Origin of the sequence: Methylobacter marinus A45 (assembly GCF_000383855.1) — a bacterium.
GTDB classification, from domain to species: domain Bacteria; phylum Pseudomonadota; class Gammaproteobacteria; order Methylococcales; family Methylomonadaceae; genus Methylobacter; species Methylobacter marinus.
This window is the reverse complement of record NZ_KB912877.1, coordinates 4,153,703-4,175,119: the sequence shown is the minus strand read 5'-3', so window position 1 is coordinate 4,175,119 and position 21,417 is coordinate 4,153,703. Positions and strand designations below refer to the sequence as shown.

General features: G+C 51.4%; 19 protein-coding genes. 11 read left to right on the top strand and 8 right to left on the bottom strand.

The annotated features are described in order from the left end of the window. Position 1: 1 nt before the first annotated feature. Together METMA_RS0119675 and METMA_RS0119670 are read right to left on the bottom strand one after the other, a co-directional pair. The gene (locus METMA_RS0119675) at positions 2-499 is read right to left on the bottom strand and encodes an acyl-CoA thioesterase (RefSeq protein WP_020160830.1); all 498 of its coding nucleotides are present in this window, start codon (positions 497-499) and stop codon (positions 2-4) included. A 183-nt stretch (positions 500-682) separates the two neighbouring features. Continuing rightward, on the bottom strand, positions 683-1,033 hold the full coding sequence (locus tag METMA_RS0119670; RefSeq protein ID WP_020160829.1) for an FUN14 domain-containing protein: 351 nt from the start codon (positions 1,031-1,033) through the stop codon (positions 683-685). Positions 1,034-1,235: 202 nt separating this feature from the next. Here METMA_RS0119670 and METMA_RS0119665 point away from each other — a divergent pair, with 202 nt between their 5' ends. Next, a complete protein-coding gene (locus tag METMA_RS0119665) occupies positions 1,236-2,666 on the top strand; it encodes an aldehyde dehydrogenase family protein (RefSeq protein WP_020160828.1) in 1,431 nt (476 codons plus the stop codon). Between the two features lie 4 nt (positions 2,667-2,670). Here METMA_RS0119665 and parE read toward each other — a convergent pair whose 3' ends face one another. Next, on the bottom strand, positions 2,671-4,566 hold the full coding sequence (gene parE / locus METMA_RS0119660; RefSeq protein ID WP_020160827.1) for a DNA topoisomerase IV subunit B: 1,896 nt from the start codon (positions 4,564-4,566) through the stop codon (positions 2,671-2,673). A gap of 371 nt (positions 4,567-4,937) precedes the next feature. Next, the gene (locus METMA_RS0119655; RefSeq protein WP_020160826.1) at positions 4,938-5,459 is read right to left on the bottom strand and encodes a M23 family metallopeptidase; all 522 of its coding nucleotides are present in this window, start codon (positions 5,457-5,459) and stop codon (positions 4,938-4,940) included. 341 nt (positions 5,460-5,800) lie between these two features. On the opposite strand from METMA_RS0119655, the gene METMA_RS0119645 reads away from it, so the two are divergent. The 4 genes from METMA_RS0119645 to METMA_RS0119630 all read left to right on the top strand — a co-directional run bounded on the left by METMA_RS0119645 (position 5,801) and on the right by METMA_RS0119630 (position 9,454). Next, complete coding sequence (locus tag METMA_RS0119645) at positions 5,801-6,034, top strand: exodeoxyribonuclease VII small subunit (RefSeq protein WP_020160824.1); 234 nt, start codon at positions 5,801-5,803, stop codon at positions 6,032-6,034. Further along, a complete protein-coding gene (gene ispA / locus METMA_RS0119640) occupies positions 6,027-6,923 on the top strand; it encodes a (2E,6E)-farnesyl diphosphate synthase (protein ID WP_020160823.1) in 897 nt (298 codons plus the stop codon). Before METMA_RS0119645 ends, ispA begins: the two co-directional genes overlap by 8 nt. An 85-nt stretch (positions 6,924-7,008) precedes the next feature. Then, complete coding sequence (gene dxs / locus METMA_RS0119635; protein WP_020160822.1) at positions 7,009-8,871, top strand: 1-deoxy-D-xylulose-5-phosphate synthase; 1,863 nt, start codon at positions 7,009-7,011, stop codon at positions 8,869-8,871. 67 nt (positions 8,872-8,938) lie between these two features. Next, the gene (locus METMA_RS0119630; RefSeq protein WP_027147476.1) at positions 8,939-9,454 is read left to right on the top strand and encodes an adenine phosphoribosyltransferase; all 516 of its coding nucleotides are present in this window, start codon (positions 8,939-8,941) and stop codon (positions 9,452-9,454) included. 37 nt (positions 9,455-9,491) lie between these two features. On the opposite strand, the gene METMA_RS0119625 is transcribed toward METMA_RS0119630, so the two are convergent. From METMA_RS0119625 to hpnH, 4 genes are read right to left on the bottom strand one after another with little or no spacing between them, the layout of a single operon-like run. Beyond that, positions 9,492-10,493, bottom strand: a complete 1,002-nt coding sequence (locus METMA_RS0119625; protein WP_020160820.1) for an MlaA family lipoprotein — start codon at positions 10,491-10,493, stop codon at positions 9,492-9,494. A gap of 9 nt (positions 10,494-10,502) precedes the next feature. Continuing rightward, complete coding sequence (locus METMA_RS0119620; RefSeq protein WP_020160819.1) at positions 10,503-11,120, bottom strand: ABC transporter substrate-binding protein; 618 nt, start codon at positions 11,118-11,120, stop codon at positions 10,503-10,505. A 31-nt stretch (positions 11,121-11,151) separates the two neighbouring features. After that, positions 11,152-12,279: a glycosyltransferase gene (locus tag METMA_RS0119615; protein WP_020160818.1), complete on the bottom strand. Its 1,128-nt coding sequence runs from the start codon at positions 12,277-12,279 to the stop codon at positions 11,152-11,154. A 6-nt stretch (positions 12,280-12,285) separates the two neighbouring features. Continuing rightward, positions 12,286-13,395: an adenosyl-hopene transferase HpnH gene (hpnH, locus tag METMA_RS0119610; RefSeq protein ID WP_027147475.1), complete on the bottom strand. Its 1,110-nt coding sequence runs from the start codon at positions 13,393-13,395 to the stop codon at positions 12,286-12,288. A 496-nt stretch (positions 13,396-13,891) separates the two neighbouring features. On the opposite strand from hpnH, the gene METMA_RS0119605 reads away from it, so the two are divergent. The 6 genes from METMA_RS0119605 to METMA_RS0119575 all read left to right on the top strand — a co-directional run bounded on the left by METMA_RS0119605 (position 13,892) and on the right by METMA_RS0119575 (position 21,417). Then, a complete protein-coding gene (locus METMA_RS0119605) occupies positions 13,892-14,992 on the top strand; it encodes a phytoene/squalene synthase family protein (RefSeq protein ID WP_020160816.1) in 1,101 nt (366 codons plus the stop codon). An 11-nt stretch (positions 14,993-15,003) separates the two neighbouring features. Further along, the gene (shc, locus tag METMA_RS0119600; RefSeq protein ID WP_020160815.1) at positions 15,004-16,959 is read left to right on the top strand and encodes a squalene--hopene cyclase; all 1,956 of its coding nucleotides are present in this window, start codon (positions 15,004-15,006) and stop codon (positions 16,957-16,959) included. Beyond that, entirely contained in the window at positions 16,956-17,666 is a 711-nt protein-coding gene (locus tag METMA_RS0119595; RefSeq protein WP_020160814.1) for a phosphorylase family protein, read from the top strand. Before shc ends, METMA_RS0119595 begins: the two co-directional genes overlap by 4 nt. A gap of 279 nt (positions 17,667-17,945) precedes the next feature. Beyond that, positions 17,946-19,334 carry an aspartate aminotransferase family protein gene (locus METMA_RS0119585; protein WP_020160812.1) on the top strand — a complete coding sequence of 463 codons (1,389 nt, stop codon included), beginning with the start codon at positions 17,946-17,948 and terminating at the stop codon, positions 19,332-19,334. A 5-nt stretch (positions 19,335-19,339) separates the two neighbouring features. Continuing rightward, positions 19,340-19,750: a copper resistance CopC family protein gene (locus METMA_RS0119580; RefSeq protein WP_020160811.1), complete on the top strand. Its 411-nt coding sequence runs from the start codon at positions 19,340-19,342 to the stop codon at positions 19,748-19,750. 2 nt (positions 19,751-19,752) lie between these two features. After that, complete coding sequence (locus METMA_RS0119575; protein WP_020160810.1) at positions 19,753-21,417, top strand: copper resistance D family protein; 1,665 nt, start codon at positions 19,753-19,755, stop codon at positions 21,415-21,417.

Below are 21,417 nucleotides of genomic sequence, written 5' to 3'. Positions count from 1 at the left end.
ATCACAATTCATCCTTTGGCAAATCGACATGTAACGCGCGGCTCTTTTCCATGAATTCCTGACGCATTTTTTTGCGCATTTCCGCGGCTTCAAATAATCTTTTTTCCACTTCGTTCTCTATCTGTAGTTTCGGTATTTGTTTGGGTTTGCCCTGTTCATCGACGGCCACCATGGTGAAATAGCAGGAATTGGTATGCCTTTTCTCTTCCGTCATCAGATTCTCGGCCACGACCTTGACGCCGATTTCCATCGAGGAGCGCCCCACATAATTGACATGGGCATTGAAAGTCACCAGTTCGCCGACCTTGATCATCTGTTTAAAGAAAACATGATCCAGCGATGCGGTCACGACATAGCTCTTGCAATATTTCGCCGCGCAGGCGTAGGCCACCTGATCCAATAACTTCAATAAGGCACCGCCGTGTACATTGCCGGAAAAATTCGCCATATCCGGGGTCATCAACACCGTCATGGCCAACGACTTTTCTTGTTTATTCATGATTTATTGACTCGACTCAATAAGACTTTGCAGCCTTGTTTGATGGCAGGGACAATTTTGAAAAATGCCCTAATGAAAACCGCCTTACCTTCAGGAAGGGCTATTCTACACTGAAGCCCTTTCATAACCGGTGCTACGAATGAAACTGGCTCCACCGGGCTTGCTATGAGTCGACTCTATCTATCAGCCGATTTTCAGGCCGAAATAAAAACCGGCGGCGCCGCTGGCTCCCTTACTGGTAATATTCGATAGCCGATCCATCAGGAAAGTGCCGGATTGCTGCGCGGCATCGGTTGCCGCGCTGGCCGCGCTCTGCAAGTGGGCATCGCTGATACTGACGACACCGTAATATTCGGAGGCGAACAGCAGCACAACCGCCGCGCCTCCCATGAACAGCGCCAGCTTCAGCATTTTCTTGGCGAAATAGCCGACAGCCAAGCCAATGATAAACGGGGCGCCCACATTGCCGATCATAAAGGTCGAGGAAAAAATATCGCTGGACGATGCGCTGTTGATTGCTTGCTCACTACTCATAATTTGTACTTCTCGTGATGTTATTGCTGACTCCAGGCAAGCTGGAAAAAAAGCCGACATTGTAATCATTTTAAAGCCGGGCGCCAGTTCATTAAGAACCGAGGCCGTTAAAATAATCCCGTTATCATAAGCGGCAGCACCTATTGCTTTTGGCCTGTCTAAAAGAAAAAATGCTAATGCCATGATCCAAAAGGAATTACTTATGCACTATCCCATCAAAGTACCTGGCGCCGCTCCGGCCGGCATCGTTGAAGTCTTCTCGCCTTATGACGAGCGGCTTGTGGGTTCCGTTGAAGCCATTGATTCATCCGGAGCCGAACAGGCATTGAAAAACATGCATGCGCTGTTTCAGGACCGCAAAAGCTGGCTGCCAGCCCATGAACGCATCGCCATTCTGGAACGAGCGATCGCACTCATGCAGACGCAGACCGAATCATTAATCGCCACCGCGGTGGCTGAAGGCGGCAAGCCTTATCAGGATACTCAGATCGAACTGACGAGGGCGCTCGACAGCCTCAGGATCTGTGTCGAATGCCTCCGCACGGAACGCGGAACGGAAGTTCCGATGCAGTTGAACCCGGCCTCCATGCATCGGCTGGCTTTTACGCACAGGGAACCCATTGGTCCTGTTGTGGCGATCAGCGCCTTCAACCATCCGATCAATCTGATTGTCCATCAGGTAGGCCCTGCTATCGCCGCCGGCTGTCCTGTCGCCATCAAGCCGGCGCGCGAGACGCCTTTGTCGGCCTTTATGCTGGTGGAGATCCTGCGTGAAGCGGGCCTGCCCGATCTCTGGTGTCAGCCCGTCTTGGAAAACGACATTCAGGTCGTCGAACAACTGGCGACCGATCCGCGCGTCGCCTTTTTAAGTTTTATCGGCAGCGCCCGCGTCGGCTGGATGCTGCGTTCAAAACTGGCGCCCGGTACGCGCTGCGCGCTGGAACATGGCGGCGTAGCGCCGGTCATTGTCGCTGAAGACGCCGACCTCGAACGGATGTTGCCATTGCTGGCCAAAGGCGGCTTTTATCATGCAGGGCAGGTTTGCGTATCGGTGCAGCGCATTTATGCGCATGAATCGATCGCGAGAAAAGTGGCGGAAGAACTGGCGGCACAGGCCGACCAAATGGCGGTCGGTGATCCGGCCGATCCGGACACGGATTGCGGTCCGCTGATCCGGCATAGCGAAGTTGACCGCATTGAAGCCTGGGTAAACGAAGCCGTTACTGAAAACGCCGAACTGGTCACGGGCGGCCAGCGGCTTTCGGACTCGTTGTACAAACCGACAGTGTTATTGAATGCATCGCCGGCCAGCAAGGTCAGCCGTCAGGAAGTCTTCGGGCCGGTCGTCTGCGTTTACCCATACAGCAGCCTGGATGACGCTATCGGACAGGCCAATGCCCTGCCTTACGCCTTCCAGGCTTCAATGATCACGCAAAATATCGACACCGCCCTGTATGCTTACAGGCAACTGGCGGCATCGACCGTCCTGATCAATGACCACACCGCTTTCCGCGTGGACTGGATGCCGTTTGCGGGCCTGCGCGAGTCCGGCCATGGAACCGGCGGCATTCCCTACACCTTCCGCGATATGCAGATCGAGAAAATGGCCGTGTTCCATTCGCCGGCTTTGTAGACGGCTATACCTGGATATCCGCCAGATTGCCTTTGGCCTCCAGCCACGCCTTCCTGTCCTGCGCGCGTTTCTTCGCCAGCAGCAAGTCCAGTTGGGCAGTGGTGTCATCTTCTTCCTGAACCGTCAGCTGCACGAGCCGGCGCGTATCGGGGTTCATGGTGGTTTCGCGCAACTGGCTCGGATTCATCTCGCCCAGGCCTTTGAAGCGCTGGACATTGATCGTGCCTTTGAGCTTTTCGGCCTTGATGCGGTCCAGTACGCCCTGCCGCTCGGACTCGTCCAATGCATAGAACACTTTTTTGCCGACATCGATGCGGTACAAGGGCGGCATGGCCACGAACACGTGCCCGGCCTTTACCAGCGCCGGAAAATGCTGGTAGAACAAGGCGCAGATCAGGGTGGCGATGTGGTTGCCGTCGGAATCGGCATCAGCCAGTATGCACACCTTGCCGTAACGCAGGTTTTGCAAATCGTTGGAGCCGGGTTCGATGCCCAAAGCCACGGCGATATCGTGGACTTCCTGCGAAGCCATCACCAGATTCGATTCCACCTCCCAGGTATTGAGGATCTTGCCGCGTAACGGCATGATCGCCTGAAAGTCGCGCTCGCGCGCCTGCTTGGCCGAACCACCGGCCGAATCGCCCTCGACCAGAAACAGTTCGGTTCTGGCGATGTCCTGCGCCGAACAGTCGGCCAATTTGCCGGGCAAGGCGGGGCCTGCGGTGATTTTCTTGCGGACTATTTTCTTGTTGGAGCGCAGCCTTTTCTGGGCGCTGGAAATAATGATTTCGGCGATTTTCTCGCCTTCGGTAGGATGCTGGTTCAGCCACAAACTGAAGCTGTCCTTGGCCACGCCGGACACGAAAGCCACGCATTCCCGGGAGCTGAGCCGCTCCTTGGTCTGGCCTGAAAACTGCGGGTCTTCCAGTTTGACCGAAAGCACGAAATGGCAGTTTTCCCAGACATCCTCGGGCGCCACTTTGACGCCGCGCGGCAGGATGTTTCTGAAATCGCAGAACTCGCGCATCGCTTCGGTCAAACCGGCCCGCAAACCGTTGACATGCGTGCCGCCCTGCGCCGTCGGCACCAGATTGACGTAGCTCTCGGCCAGCACCTCAGCAGGATTTTCGATAGCCCAGACGACGCCCCACTCGACGGCCTCATGGCTCGCGGCCATATTGCCCATAAACGGCTGCTGCGGGTAAAACTCGATATCGCCGATACGGTCCAGCAGATATTCCTGCAAACCATTCTGGTAACACCAGACAATCTCTTCCTCAGGTTGCTCGACCTTCAGCGTAATTTTAAGGCCCGGACACAACACCGCTTTCGCGCGCAGCACCTGTTTCAATTTGGTGACGGAGACTTTGCTGGAATCGAAATATTTTTCATTCGGCCAAAACTTCACCGACGTGCCGGTATTATTGCGACCAACCGTTCCGACTTCGGTCAGTTCGGTCTGCTTGTCCCCATTGGCGAATTCCATGCGATAGACTTTGCCGTTGCGTTTGACCTCTATCTCCAACTTCTCCGACAAGGCATTGACGACTGAAACGCCGACGCCATGCAAGCCGCCGGAAAACTGATAATTCTTGTTGGAGAATTTGCCGCCTGCGTGCAATTGGGTCAGGATCACCTCGACGCCCGGCATGCCCTGCTCGGGATGGATATCGACCGGCATCCCCCGACCGTTATCGGCGACCGACACGGCGCCGTCTTTATGCAAAAAGACGTCGATGCTGTCGGCATGCCCTGCTATCGCTTCGTCAACACTGTTATCAACCACTTCCTGCACCAGATGGTTGGGCCGGGTGGTATCCGTATACATGCCGGGACGTTTACGCACCGGTTCCAATCCGCTTAAGACCTCGATGGCCGCCGCGTTATATTCACTGCTCATACTTCCTAATCACTCACAATCCGAGTTTAATGCTAATGTTCAGCCGCACATCGTACCATTAAAATATTTTTATCTGTACGATGATAAAAAACACAATTCATGTTTGCCCGCTATCCTCTGTATAGATCCTGGATTGAGCCTATACAGAAACAGAATCGACACATCGGCAGCCTTGCGAATTTGTGGATAGACCTTCAGTCAGCAAACTCGGGCACGTTGATATCCAAATAATCAATCCATTGATTTGAAGATGGAATTGCCCCCTGCTTGCCAGTCGTCTTCCATCGCCCGTATGGCAAGCCCGCTTTTCCCGGCAAAAATGATTGCATCGTAGGGATGCGCATCGCCGTTGGCAACGTGTATAAGTTTGTTTATTGATTGTCTTTACCGGTTAGAAACTTATTGGGATCCAGGTAAAACATGGTATTCCATGCTTGCGGCCTGCGGGAGTTGTATAACCACGGCGAAGGAAACAGGTTGCGGATGGCAAAATGCAAGTGCGGTGGCTTGCCCTTGGCATTGCCAGTACTGCCGACTGCGCCGATTGGCTCTCCTGCGTGCACGAACCGGTAAGCCTGGGCATCAACCCGCTGTAAATGCGCATAGTAATAAAAACGCCACTTTGCTCCCAGTATCAGCACGATATTACCGCCCAGGCTATCGACACCCGTATAAACTACCATGCCACTGCTCGCCGCCAGCACCGGCACGCCTTCCCTGGCGAAAATATCAATGCCTTTATGCACGCCGGAACGGCCCCACGGATAATACCAGAACGATTTCGGGTGCCAGTCGGCAACGCTTGCGCCAGCGACTGGAATCCGATGGCTTTCAGGGATCAGGAAGCCGGCCACCAAAACTGTCAGCAATAATCTTAACCATTTTATTTTCACAGTATTCCCCGGTATTTGTTTATATCAGAAACGGTATCGTGCCATCCTGCTGGAGCCGCCACTTGCCCCGTCAACGCATACCAGTCGAAACGGCGGATACAAGATTTGATTCCGCAAACATGGCGAGAATCAAGAAACCCTCCCAACTTGCGGCTATGCTGATAGCAATATTAAAGATAAGCAAAACCCACTGTAAAAATGCACTGGAATTGTGCAAATGCCCCGCGTCATGCTTCGCCCATAACGGCGATGGCGCATTCTTTCCTGACCACTTGCCCGCCGATTTCATATATAATGCCCCGGTTAATTTATACACTGTATCTTGAAAATATTTTATCTACATGCCGAAAAAGAAAAGCCCGACTTTATTTGAAGACTCGCTCGCGGAACTTGAACAGCTGGTTACACAACTGGAACAAGGTGATATTTCTCTGGAAGAATCACTAAAGTCATTTGAACGCGGGGTCAATCTTACCCGAACCTGTCAAAAAGCCTTGCAGGAGGCAGAACAGAAAGTTCAGATCTTACTGGAAAAAAACGGCAATCAAACCCTGGAGCCATTTACTGATGAGTAATGCGTTAAAAGAATACCTTAGTTTTTGTCAAAACCGTGTAGAAAGAGCTCTGGATGCTCGACTTCCCCATGAAAACATCCTGCCGAAGAAACTGCATGAAGCCATGCGCTATTGCGTGCTCGACGGCGGCAAACGCATGCGTCCGATGCTGGCTTATTGCACCGGCAAGACACTCGGCATTCCTCCTGAAGTACTCGATGGACCGGCCTGCGCGGTCGAATTCATCCACGTTTATTCGTTGATCCATGACGATCTGCCGGCCATGGACGATGATGATCTCAGACGCGGCAAGCCCACCTGCCATGTGGCTTTTGACGAAGCAACCGCTATTTTAACCGGCGACGCCCTGCAGGCGCTGGCATTTGAAATACTGGCGCATGATCCCAGCATGACCGCCGATGCCGACAGCCGCCTTAAAATGATCACCATGCTGGCAAAGGCCAGCGGTTCTCAGGGCATGGTCGGAGGCCAGGCGATAGACCTTGAGTCCGTGGGCACTAAACTGAGCCTGCCGGAACTTGAAAACATGCATATTCACAAAACCGGCGCTTTAATCCGCGCCAGCGTTAATATGGCAACATTGGCGAAACCCGATATCGATCCGACCGTGGCAGCCAAGCTGGATCATTATGCCAAGTGCATCGGTTTGTCTTTCCAGGTCAAAGACGACATTCTCGACGAGGAAAGCGATACGACCACATTGGGCAAAACCCAGGGTAAGGACAAGAATAACGATAAACCGACTTATCCTGCCTTGCTGGGCCTGTCCGGCGCCAAGCAAAAAGCACAGGAACTGCATGAACAAGCTATTGACAGCCTTGGCATTTTTGGCAAGGAAGCCGATCTGCTGCGCGACCTGTCGCTCTATATTATTCAGCGGGATCATTAATTACCGATTTGATTACTAAGGAATTAATCTGCATAATCACAGGACTGCTTAAAAAGAAGTGCCGATTAAAGGAATTGATTTATACATGTACAAACCTGGTAATTATCCTATCCTGGATACCATCAATATACCTGCCGACGTCCGCAAGCTTGCCAAAGACCAATTAAAGCCCTTGGCCAAGGAACTGCGCGAGTACCTGACCCACACGGTCAGCATTTCCGGCGGCCACTTCGCCGCCGGGCTCGGCACGGTCGAGCTGACCATCGCCCTGCATTATGTCTTCGATACGCCGGCCGATCAGCTGGTCTGGGATGTCGGCCATCAGGCCTATCCGCACAAAATCCTGACCGGCCGCAAGGAAGCCATGCCGACCATCCGCACCAAGGGCGGCGTGTCGGCCTTCCCGAGCCGCGCCGAGAGCGAGTACGACGCCTTCGGCGTCGGCCACTCCAGCACCTCGATCAGTGCCGCCTTAGGGATGGCCATCGCCTCCGAGCTGAAAGGCGAGGACAAGCAAATGGTGGCCATCATCGGCGACGGCAGCATCACCGGCGGCATGGCGTTCGAGGCCATGAACCATGCCGGTTCCCTGGACGCCAATCTGCTGGTGATCCTGAACGACAACGAAATGTCGATCTCGCCGCCGGTCGGGGCCATGAACAATTACCTGACCAAGATCCTGTCCAGCCGCCTGTATTCGTCCGTGCGCGAGGAAAGCAAGAAAGTGCTGAGCCGCATGCCCAGCGTCTGGGAACTGGCGCGCAAGACCGAGGAGCACATGAAGGGCATGATCGCGCCGGGCACGCTGTTCGAGGAACTGGGCTTCAATTACATCGGCCCGATCGACGGCCACGACCTGGACATGCTGGTCTCGACCCTGGAGAACCTCAAGCATATCTCGGGGCCGCGCTTTTTGCATATCGTCACCAAAAAAGGCAAGGGCTACGCGCCGGCCGAGAAGGATCCGCTGGCCTATCACGGCGTGCCGGCCTTCGACCCGAGCAAGGATTGCCTGCCCAAATCGACGCCGTCGCCCTACCCGACCTATACCGAGGTGTTCGGTCAGTGGCTGTGCGACATGGCCGGCCAGGACGAGCGCCTGCTGGGCATTACCCCGGCCATGCGCGAGGGCTCGGGGCTGGTCAAGTTTTCCCAATGCTATCCCAAGCGCTATTTCGACGTCGCGATTGCCGAGCAGCATGCCGTGACCCTGGCGGCCGGCCAGGCCTGCCAGGGCGCCAAGCCGGTGGTGGCGATCTATTCGACCTTCCTGCAGCGCGCCTACGACCAGCTGATCCATGACGTGGCGCTGCAGAATCTCGACGTCCTGTTCGCGCTGGACCGCGCAGGGCTGGTCGGCCCGGACGGCCCGACCCATGCCGGCAGCTTCGACTACAGCTATCTGCGCTGCGTGCCGAACATGCTGGTCATGGCGCCGGCCGACGAGAACGAATGCCGGCAGATGCTGACCACGGGCTATCACCATGAGGGACCCGCGGCCGTGCGCTATCCGCGCGGCAAGGGGCCGGGCGCGGCGGTACAGCCCGGCCTGACCACCCTGCCGATCGGCAAGGCCGAAGTCCGGCACCGGGGCGGCCGCATCGCCATCCTGGCCTGGGGCAGCCTGGTGACGCCGGCGCTGGAAGCCGGCAAACACCTCGGCGCCACGGTCGTCAACATGCGCTTTGTCAAGCCCTTCGATACCGACCTGGTGCTGGAACTGGCCAAAACCCATGACGTGTTCGTGACCGCCGAGGAGAACGTGCTGGCGGGCGGCGCCGGCAGCGCCGTCAATGAGTTCCTGCAGGCGCAAAAGGTGCTGATGCCGGTACTCAATATCGGCCTGCCGGACCGCTTCGTCGAGCAGGGCACGCGTGAGGAACTGCTGGCCCTGTGCGGCCTCGACAGCCAGGGCCTGATCGAACGGATTGAGCAGTTCTGCGCTTAGAGTGCAGGACAGCCGGCAGCCTTTATTCTCACCCCTACTGATTACAAAAATACAGAATAATAAAACAATGGACAGACTTAAAAACAAAATCCGTGATATTCCCGACTTCCCAAAATCAGGCATCATCTTCAAGGATATAACACCGCTGGTAAAAGACCCGGCCTCGCTACGCTTGACCGTCCACCAGTTGCTCCACCCTTTTCTGGGCAGGGATATCACGGCAGTTGCCGGCATGGAAGCGCGGGGCTTTATTTTTGGCTCACTCGTCGCCTGGGAGTTGGGACTTCCATTTGTGCCTTTAAGAAAACCAGGCAAGCTGCCTTATGACGTACAAAGTGTATCTTATGATCTGGAGTATGGTTCGGCTACGCTTGAGGCGCATATTGATGCCTTTGAGCCAAACGATCGCGTATTATTGATTGATGATTTATTGGCTACGGGGGGAACCGCAAAGGCCAGCTGTGAACTGATTGAAAAACTCGGAGCTGAAGTCGTAGCTTGCGCGTTTGTAGTGGAACTGGACTTTCTAACGGGAAGAGAAAAACTTAACGGTTACGAAGTCCATTCTTTATTGCACTTTTAGAACTTTTGGAGCCACATCCCTGTAGCCCCATTGGAGATCATTTGATCGTCAGCCGATCTATTTTATTGCTTGCCTCTTCGAAAGACCTGGCTGTCGAGTCAAATGATTGAGCAGTGCTACTAAATGAATCAGAGACTTGCTCAAATTCTTTTGTATCGGCGCTTAAAGTCAAATTAAAGGCTCTTGGATTAGTAGTATTGCCAGCCTCATCCTGTTCGGCAGCCATATCTCCGGAAATAGCCGCCTCCTGATTGGAGGCCTCATTTTCACTCTCTTCAAGCAACAAGTCCTCATCCATCTCGAACAAATCGTCAGATGGATCGATTTTGCCATCCAATGCCAGGCTTTTACGCCACTGCAAAAAAGACTCGCGCGTAAATACATAAGGATCCAGCGCCGCTTCATCAATGAATTTCAAGGCACCTTCGGCGTTAGCCCGCGCATTGAGCATGGCAACCAATTGCACTGGTGCGCCTACATAAGTGACCGGGTTGGCCGCTGTGTCAAATATCGACCCGGGAATGCCACGCGCCGTAGAAGGACCCAGGAAAGGCAATACCAGATAAGAGCCTTGAGGCACACCCCAGACAGCCAGTGTCTGCTCGAAATCTTCCTCATTCTGCTCCAGCCCGAACTGCTTGGCAACGTCAAACAGCCCAGCCAAACCTACAGTCGTGTTAATCAAAAACCGACCGGAATCTTGAGCACTTTGTTGGAATTTAGCCTGTAATACATCATTCAGAGCAACATTAATGTTTTTCAAGTTATTGAAAAAATTGAACACGCCCGTTTGCACGAATTGCGGCGTTATGAACTTATACGCATCTGAAATAGGTTTGGCGACATAGTCATCAACGGTATCATTAAAAGCATACATTTTTCTATTGAAACCTTCATAAGGATCAACCGGACTCACTTCCACTTGCTGTTCAACACCGCCGGTGCTTGCACAGCCGCTCAGAGTAACAGCGACTCCGATAAGCATACCTGACAAAGTCTGTTTGATTTTACCGTTCCGATTACCGTTGGGCTTGTTCATTAATAAAACCTACTGTTTTGAATAATTATCAATTTTTTCGTTGATTTTGGCTATTAAGGCGTCGAATCCTTCACGCTGTAAAATAGCAGTGTACTCTGATCGTTTTAAAGCCAAATCACTGACGCCATTAGCTATTATATTAATAATGCGCCAGCTATCGCCTTTTTCTTTCAGCATATAGTCGAACTTCACATCTTTTTCGCCGGGTATCACTAGATGGGAATGCACAACGACTCCGCCTCTAGTGGTTTCCTCTTCCGAATCGAATACAAATGACTCTCCTGAGTAATCTTTAAAATTATGGGCATAAGAAGCAATACTCAGACGGCTAAACACATCAACGAGTTCTTGTTGTTGAGCTTCGGATAGCTTTTCCCATTCCTTACCGACCACAATCCGAGCAATCTTTGTCAAATCATGGCTATTGGAAATCGGATCCTTAAGCTTATCGTACCTGCCGGCATAGCCTAATTGCTTGCCGTTTTTCATAACGTCGATCAGCTCCGCCTGGAATTTTTCCACTACCTGTCTTGCCGTAGCCGCGCCTTCTTCCTGAGCATAAGCCGTTGCCGATATAAAGAAACACCACATCAAGACCCATGCTAACTTTATACTTTTTAAAACCATAATCAAAAAACCTCGTAATTATAAAGCATATTTATATCTTTTGATAAACACGTCCTTTCCATCTAGAACGCTCTCCTTTCCAGTAACGTATCGCAGAAGTCCAGGTCATCAACAAGTAAAGACTGGCGATCAACGGCAAAATGAAACCCCAGGCCGGATTAAATGCGTAAAATCGCAATACCGGACTGTATATCAGCACCATTAGCAAGATTGCCAGAAAGCTTAATAGAACCGATCCACCTTGAAAATAAAATAAGCCGAATGCAGGGAGCCAGTACATAGCCAGCATACTCATTGTGCAAATCAGTAACAATGTCACCGAGTAATAAAGCTGCGTATAGGCCGTGCGCGCCACCATATCCCATATGTCACGCAGTGACCTATAGGGGCGTTGACTCAATACGCCATGTGTCAATCCCATCCAGATTTTGTACCCGGCGGATTTTACTGTTTTTGCCAACGTGCAATCATCGATAAGCGCATCTTTAATAGAAGCCATACCGCCTATTCGACGCAATACATCTGTTTCCACAAAAATGCAGCCGCCCGCCGCCGTGGCCATTTTGCTATCAGGCCTGTTAGCCAGGGCAAACGGATAAATCATCTTAAAAAAGAACACAAACGCAGGCATCAACAGCTTTTCCCAGAACGATTCAAACCGCAATACCGCCATCAGAGACACAAAGCTAACACTTTCCGCCGCCTGCTTGTTCTTGAGACTTTTGATCATACCGGGACGCAATACTATATCCGCATCAAGCAATAAAGTATAAGGCGTCCCGACCTGCTTGAGTCCTTGCTCCTGAGCCCACAATTTGCCTGTCCATCCAGCCGGCAACGAGCCTGACCGGACAACCTTCAAAGCTTGCAGATTGCTCTGACGGATAATAGCGAGCGTTCCATCAGTTGACTCATCGTCCACGACGATGACGTTAAGCCCACGCCCCTGATGCGACAGAGCCTCCAATGTCTTGCCGATAAACTCTTCCTCATTACGCGCCGGTATGACCACGGTAATGTCACTGAGGTCAGTTTGTTCATAATCAGACGAGTCCGCTTCCAGCGCCTCTCTGACACTCCACGGTCGCCAAGGCAGCAGCAAAACAATCAACCAGATTGCTACCGCCACAATGGACAAATACAAACCTGCGTCAATCATTACAATTTATTCGATTATTTCAATTCTGACAGGGATACCGGAAATTGTCGGCGCAGGTTTCTCGCGCACATAATCCGGCACAGGCTCGGGCACCATGACACCTTCGGTTTTCGGACCGCGAACAGAGGTCAACAAGGCTTTCAACGGATTTTTCAACATGTCTTCGACGGCAGTAGCCTCATAACCGCAGTGAGCCATACAACTGGCGCATTTGGGATTATTGACCGTGCCATACTTATCCCATGGCGTACTATCAAGCAACTCCTGGAAGCTTGCCGCGTTACCTTCATCGGCTAATAAATAGCAGGGTTTTTGCCAACCAAACACGTTGCGCGTCGGATTGCCCCAGGGCGTGCAGTTATAACTTTGATTGCCGGCCAGAAAATCCAGGTACAACGAGGAATGATTCAGCTTCCAATTGCGTTTTTTGCCGATTTTAAAAATACCGCGGAACAGTTCCTTCACATCCCTGCCCTTGATAAATACGTCCTGTTGCGGCGCCCGCTCATAGCTGAAACCCGGTGCGATGGTAATGCCTTCCACTCCCAATTCCATTGCATAATCAAGAAACTCAGCCACTTCTTCCGGGGTTTCGCCCTGGAACAAAGTACAGTTTATCGTAACCCTGAAACCTTTCCCCAATGCCAGCTTTATAGCCTCAACAGCTTGATCAAAAACGCCTTTCTGACATACCGAGGCATCATGCCGCTCTCGCATGCCATCAAGATGAATGGAAAAAGTCAGGTAAGGCGAAGGCTTATAATCGTTGATTCTCTTCTTCAGTAAGAGAGCGTTCGTACACAAGTAAACAAACTTCTTGCGCGCAATAATGCCCTCAACAATCTGCGGCATCTCCTTATGTATCAGAGGCTCACCGCCCGGTATCGATACCATTGGCGCATCACACTCATCCACCGCCTGTAAGCATTCCTCAACTGAAAGACGCTTGTTCAGAATATCGTCAGGATAATCAATTTTACCGCAGCCCGCACAGGCTAAATTGCAGCGAAACAAAGGCTCCAGCATAAGAACCAAAGGATATCGCTTAACCCCTTTCAACTTTTGCTTGATCAGATAACTGCCTACAGCCAACTGTTGACGTAAAGGAACTCCCACGGGTAAACCCTCCAAAAATATTTCAATAAACTGACGACAACCCCTTTTTTTACAGGTCATCCTGAAACCACATTCTTAAACGAATAATAAACGCGTTGCAACAAAACAACAACAAAACAATATTCACTGAAAATACAACTTCATTACTTAAGCATCATTAAGATCAACGAATTAACTCGCTTTGCCATATAACACAAATAATACAAGCGCTTATCCATTGGGGCGCTAGAATACTATCTTTTAATGACCGACTCCAGTTTTTACGATAAATTATGCCTGTCCGTCTTTACGCAGTATATCGCCAAGTTAATTTGCATCAACACAACAGACAACCTTAAACCCCTGTTTTTATTCTCAATAAACCCCTCAAAAATCTCTCTTAACTGGCATATTGGCAACAAAACAACATTGCTTTGCAAAATACCAACAAACAGTCTATCATTGCCTTCAGCACTACACTTAAAACTAAAAACCGTAAGTAGACATAAAAACAACCATGAACGGAACTCAAATTTCCCTGGAAAACCCCAAATCACTCAGCAAATTATCTGATGATGAATTTCAGGCCTTACTGCTTGAGGGTGTATCCAGAACATTTGCGCTAACCATTCCCCAACTGCCGGAGAAACTTTATAGTGCGGTAGCCAATGCTTACCTGCTCTGCCGCATCGTCGACACCATAGAAGACGAAGTCTCCTTATCACCGGAGCAAAAGAAATATTTTTGCTCGGAATTTATCAACGTTGTAAAAACCGGCGTCAACTCCGAGCCCTTTGCCGTCGAGCTAGCGCCATTGCTCTCGGACCAGACCATTCCGGCTGAACACACTCTGATTCATGTATTACCGCGCGTAATAGAAATCACGCACAAATTCGACCCCGCTCAAATCGAAGCCCTGGCTTGCTGCGTCGAAACCATGGCTGAAGGCATGCCGATCTATCAGGCCATGGACCTGCGGGGCGGATTGCCTACACTGGCCGATATGGACAAATATTGCTATTACGTTGCCGGCTGTGTAGGTGAAATGCTGGCTAAACTCTTCTGTCATTACTCGACCGAAATTGCCCAACATCGCGAGCAACTCCTGATCTTGTCGATTTCCTTTGGACAAGGTTTGCAAATGACCAACATTCTGAAAGATATCTGGGATGATGCGCAGCGCGGCGTCTGCTGGCTGCCGCAGGATATTTTCACCGAAACCGGATTTGATCTTAAAAACCTGACGCCTGAAACCAATGATGAAAATTTCAGGAAAGGTCTTGAGCATCTGATCAGCATTGCTCATGACCACCTGCATAACGCCCTGATCTATACACAATTAATTCCTGCGCATGAAACCGGCATCCGTAACTTTTGCCTATGGGCACTCGGCATGGCGGTATTAACCTTGCGAAAAATCAAACAAAATCTGGATTTTAACAAATCCAGCCAAGTCAAAATTTCACGCAACAGTGTCAAAGCCACCATTCTTGCCACCAAGGTAGCCGGACGCAGCAATAGCATGCTTTCCCTGTTTTTCAGTTTAGCCGGTCGAAAACTCAAAACACCCGACTGGACCTATACAACGCCATCCTCAAAATCCAAGTCAGATCTTTAAGGACACACCCCATGTTTACTGAAGCAATTACAGCGATAAATATCAGCACTGCACAAAGTTCATCGACTGCTATTAATTCTCATGCATTGGACCTCGACAAGGCTATCAGCAAGGCTCAAGAAAAATTATTAAGCCTGCAACACGAAGAAGGCTTTTGGGTATTCGAATTGGAAGCGGACTGCACGATTCCGGCTGAATACATCATGATGATGCATTATTTAGGTGAGATCGACGAACTGTTACAGGCCAAAATAGCCAATTACCTAAGATCACGTCAGTCCAAGGATGGCAGTTACCCGCTATTCACAGGCGGCCCCGGCGATATCAGCTGCAGCGTAAAAGTCTATTACGCCCTGAAAATGGCCGGCGATTCTATTCATGCGCCACACATGGTGCAGCTGAGAAACTTCATTCTGAGTCAAGGGGGCGCCGCCAAGGCTAACGTTTTTACCCGCATCGCCCTGGCGACCTTCGAACAATTGCCGTGGCGCGGTGTGCCCTATATCCCGGTGGAGATCATGCTGTTCCCGAACTGGTTTCCTTTCCACCTGGATAAAGTTTCGTACTGGTCCAGAACCGTAATGGTACCGCTGTTTATTCTATGCACGTTGAAAGCGACCGCCAAGAATCCTAACAAAGTCGATATACTGGAACTGTTCATTACCCATCCAGATGAAGAACAAAATTATTTCCAGGAAAGCACGCCTTTAAACAAGTTTTTTCTGGCCTTGGATAAACTGGGCCGTAAAACGCGCCCTTTAATCCCTAAAAAAATGCATGCGCTTGCGATCGAAAAAGCCAAAGACTGGTTTATCGAGCGCTTGAACGGCGAAGACGGCCTCGGGGCCATTTTCCCCGCCATGGTCAACGCCTATGAAGCCATGCTGCTACTGGGCATGCCCAAGGACCATGAACTGGTCGTGACGGCGCGTAGAGCCATCGACAAACTGTTGGTTATCCACGAGCACGAGGCCTATTGTCAGCCCTGTGTTTCGCCGGTTTGGGATACCGGACTTACCGCCCTTGCCTTGGTGGAAGCCGACAAATCCGGCAATCGCGAAAGCCTGAAACGAGCCTATGACTGGCTGAAAAGCAAACAATTATCCGATGAGCCGGGCGACTGGCGGGTTTCAAGACCCGATTTGAAAGGCGGCGGCTGGGCGTTTCAATTTGCCAATCCGCATTACCCTGATGTTGACGATACGGCGGTAGTCGCGTTTGGAATGGCCGAATCGGATCTGCCCGACATGGACGAATCCGTGCACAGGGCTACCGGCTGGATAGCCGGGATGCAGTCTAAAAATGGCGGTTACGGAGCTTTTGATGCCGACAACACCTATTATTATCTGAATGAGATTCCTTTTGCCGATCACGGGGCCTTGCTGGACCCTCCTACCGCTGACGTCAGCGCACGCTGCGCCATGCTGATGGCGCGTGTAGCCAAGGATCACGACGAATATCTGCCGGCCCTCGAACGCGCCATCAACTACTTGCGCGATGAACAGGAAGAAGACGGATCATGGTTTGGACGCTGGGGCACCAATTATATCTATGGCACCTGGTCGGTACTGCTGGGACTTGAGCAAACTAACCTGCCTAAAGATGATCCCATGTTCACCAAAGCCGCGAAATGGTTAAAAAGCGTGCAGCGTGAGGACGGCGGCTGGGGCGAAGACAACTACAGCTATCACGACCTTGAATACAGCGGAAAATACCGGTTCAGCACAGCCTTCCAGACGGCTTGGGCGCTTTTGGCCCTAATGGCGGCCGGCGAGGCTCATTGTTCCGAAGTAAAAGCCGGCATTGATTTTCTACTGCGCAATCAGCAGGCTGATGGCGTCTGGAACGACAAATGCTTCACGGCCCCTGGCTTTCCAAAAGTTTTCTATTTGAAATATCACGGCTACGACAAGTTTTTCCCGTTATGGGCGCTTGCCAGATACCGCAATGAGCTTAACAAACAGTGATCACCGGAATCGTTGTTGCCTTAGAGGAAGAACTCGGTACCCTAACATCAAAAAACATTGAAAAAGGGCACTGTGTTTTTATATCCGACAAAGTTCTGGTTGCATATTCAGGCGCCGGCCCTGAATATGCACAAACCGCCGCTGAACTGTTAGTCTCCAGAGGCGTAACCCGACTGATCAGCTGGGGATGCGCCGCGGCCCTCGGCGCATCATTGAAACCCGGAGACCTTACCCTGGCCGATTCACTGATCGATGCGGATAAAGTCCGGTTTGACATCGCCTCGGACTGGCACAACCACGCCAAAAATATTCTATCGGCACAAACTACCGTTCATACCGGCTGCCTGGCCGAAAGTTCGCGCATTGTCTCGTCCAGCAAAGACAAAAAACAGCTCCATGTCCAAACCGGCGCCATTGCCCTGGATATGGAAAGCATTGCCGTCGCCAAGATCGCCAGGCAACACGCCCTTCCTTTCCTGGCAATCCGTGCGATTGTCGACCCGGTTAACATGAACCTGCCCAAAGCCATCGATCACTCGCTTAATGACCAAGGCGATGTGGTTATAGGCAAACTATTGATATTTCTGACATTGCACCCCCTTGAACTGCCCGGATTGATCAAGCTGGGACTGCATTTCAACGCTGCCAAAAATAAATTAAAATTGGTTGCCAAACAGCTTGATATAATTAACGGCTTTGGTTACTAAGGCACAATTAGGTAAAGCCTTCATGAATAACGCAGACTCTTTAATCACTATCTCCAGCGCTGTTGCCTTTCCGCATGCCACTCTGCCAAAGATAGACGACGTTATGGGCAGCCTTCTTAGCTTAATTTCTGCCGCTCAGGCAGGTATAGAGGCCGCGAGCCGGTTACTGTCGTTCATGGTAATCATTTTCACACTTATTTGCTCTTTGATGCGACTGCCTGCTTTTAGCACTCACCCGAACACAAACAGCAAAAGAATTTAAATTTTTTGAGGTCCTTAATGTCTTTTAGCATCGCCGAACTGTTTTCCCAACACAGTACCGATAAATTTGAATTGCACGAGCAGCACCTGAACAATCAAATGGTCAGGGTTTTAAAAACTATCGGTTATGATCGCCATTACAAAAAAGCTGTCGGTCAATACCTGTATGACCAGGATGGCACCGAGTACCTGGATTTACTGAGCGGTTTTGGTGTCTTTGCGATCGGCCGCAATCATCCAACCGTGGTCAAGGCTTTGACCGAAACCCTGACCCTGGAACTGCCCAACCTGGTTCAGCTTGATGTTTCCGTTCTCAGCGGCTTGCTGGCCAGGGAAATTCTGAAGACCACGCCCGATAACCTGACCAAGATGTTTTTCTGCAACTCAGGCACTGAATCGGTCGAGGCCGCGATTAAATTTTCCCGCTATGTCACCCGACGCGAAAAAATTGTTTATTGCGAGCACGGCTACCACGGCTTGACCATGGGCTCGTTATCGCTGAACGGCGAAGAAATTTTCCGCGAGGGCTTCGGCCCGCTGTTGCCCGGCTGCAGCGCCATCCCCTTCAATGATCTTGAGGCGCTGGAAAAAGCGTTAAGCAATAAAGATGTGGCCGCCTTTATCATCGAACCCATTCAAGGCAAGGGCGTTAATGTTCCCGACGATAATTACCTCCCTGAAGTCGAGCGCCTGTGTAAAAAATACGGCACGTTATTCGTTGCCGATGAAGTCCAGACAGGCCTGGGACGAACCGGCAAGTTCTGGGCGATCGATCACTGGAACGTCAAGCCCGACATGATCTGCATGGCAAAAGCCTTGTCCGGCGGCTTCGTTCCGGTCGGCGCGGTCGCGATGACATCGAAAATCATGGATACCGTATTTAACCGCATGGACAGAGCCGTCGTGCACGGCTCGACTTTCTCCAAAAACAATGCGGCGATGGCGGCAGGCCTGGCCACGCTGCATGTCATGGAAGCCGAAAACCTGGTCGAAAACAGCAACAAAGTCGGCACCGACATTATCAACAGCCTGAACGCCATGGCCGGCAAATATGAATTCCTGAAAGAAGCGCGCGGCAAAGGCATGATGATCGCGATCGAATTCAATTCGCCCAAAAGCCTGTCTCTGAAAGCCGCCTGGGCGATGCTGGAAGCGGCCAACAAAGGCCTGTTCTGCCAAATGATCACCATTCCATTGTTCAAGGAACACCACATACTGACTCAAGTGGCCGGACACGGCATGAACGTGGTCAAGCTGCTACCGCCGTTAAACCTGACCCAAAAAGACCGCGACCATATCGTCACGGCTTTTGACAAGGTCATCGCCGACACCCACCAGATACCTGGGTCTATCTGGGATTTAGGCAAAAATCTGGCCAGCCATGCAATGAAAAACAAAAAAGGATAACGACTGTGAAAAGATTATTCCAATTAAGCCTGTTAACACTGAGCCTGTTGCAGCTAGAAACAGTTTCCGCTCATGCCGTGGTAATGGATAATTCCTTACAAATCGCGCCCATTCACGCCAACCGCGCGGAAAAAGTCGAACTGACATTCAATTCCCAGGTTGAGCTCGGATTGTCCCAGATCTTTCTGGTGAGCAAAGGTGATCGGCATGAATTATTAAAGGCGACAAAAGGTCAGCAGAACGGCCGCATCGTGGTGGAAATCCCGCCACTAGCCCCCGGCGACTATGCCCTCAGATTTAAAATCTTTGCGGCCGACGGCCATTTGACTGAAGACGTCATTCACTTTGTTGTCGACTCCACGGAAGGAGAAGATCAAGCAGGGCAGGAACAATCGCCAAATCTTGATAGGTTGTAATAATGGAAGCCATAGCTGACTTTCTCGACTCCCTGGTTGGCGGAGTCGATCTGATTTGTTACTCATTAGCGATAGGCAGTTTATTCTGGGGACTTTTTGTTTTACGCCCTTGGTATAGTCATGCCGGATATACCGACGCGTTATTGGAAAAAACCATCGCCCTTTTATATAAAGGCGGTTTTGCCCTGGCACTGATTCAGCTTTTCAAGATCGTTCTTAAAATCTGGCTGATGGCCGCCATACTGGGGAGATGGCCGTTTCCTGAATTCGCTGACACCACGCAATTTACCGGCGGCCTGATTCGCATGGTATTAACGCTGTTGGTGGCCGGCTACGCCTACCTGTACCTGAGCAAGAACCCTTTTTCCCGCCAGCACTGGATGACGACGGGCTATATAGCGGTACCGATGATCATTTCCGGCGCCTGGCTCGTGCATGCTGCCGGGCGCTTTGACAATCAGGTCCCGCTGATGGCGCTGACCGTTGCCCACCAACTGGGCGCAGCCGCCTGGATAGGCGGCATTTTCCAATTGGTCAACATCTGGTTATTGCGCAGCAATATGCGGGTTCCAGCCGAGCTCTGGCCTATCATGCTGAAACGCTTTTCTTTGTACGGCATGGCCTCGGTAGCGATGATTTTAATTACCGGCCTGCCAATCGCCTTACAGTATATCGACACCTGGAACGGTTTTATCGGCACCGGCTACGGCAATCTGCTATTGGTCAAAATCATACTGTTGTCGCTCGCCCTGGGCTTTGCCTGGCTGAACAGAAGCGCCGTCCAGCAATTCGGTGCTTCCGGCGATAACTATGCTCTAAACAATCGGGTGCCCTATTATATTGAAGCGGAATCCCTGGTTCTGGTCGTTCTGTTATTCACAGCCGCCAGTCTCGCTTCACAGCCGCCGGCTATCGACATTCCTAATCTGACGGCTACCTGGCAGGAAGTCCTGGATACCTTCGCGCCACGCATTCCCCGCACCAGCTCGCCGAGTCACGAAGCCTTACTGGCCGGTGAAGCGGGCCGTGTCGCCATCGTAGGCCAGATCCCCTCGGAAGCGGCAACGGCATGGTCTGACTACAATCATAATATTTCAGGCATATTCCTGACCGTGATGAGCTTCGTGGCAATGCTTTCCTATATAAAGCGCTTGCCCTCCGCTTTTTCAATGTTCGATAAATACCTGCCGCTGGCCAAATACTGGCCTTTCGGTTTCGTCGCCTTGGGCGTCTTCCTGTTTTTCCGCAGCGACGCCGAATCCTGGCCGTTGGGTCCGATAGGATTTTGGGACAGCACCTTCAATAACGGCGAAGTATTGCAACACAGAATTGCGACCTTGCTGGTATTTGTACTGGGCGTTATGGAATTACGCGCCAGGATGAGCCATGACCCCAATAGCAAACTGCCTTTTGTATTCCCCATGCTGGCCGCTTTCGGCGGGCTCATGCTGCTGACGCATTCGCATATCGGGTTCCAGGCCAAAAGCGCTTTTCTTATCCAGGTGGGTCATACTTTAATGGGCGTTTTCTCACTGGTTCTGGCGTGCGGACGCTGGCTGGAATTAAAACTGGACAGACCGGGCAAGGATATTGCCGGGTTCGTTTCCGTTGCCGCCCTGTTTCAGATCGGACTCATTTTGATGTTCTATCGCGAACCTCTCTATTAA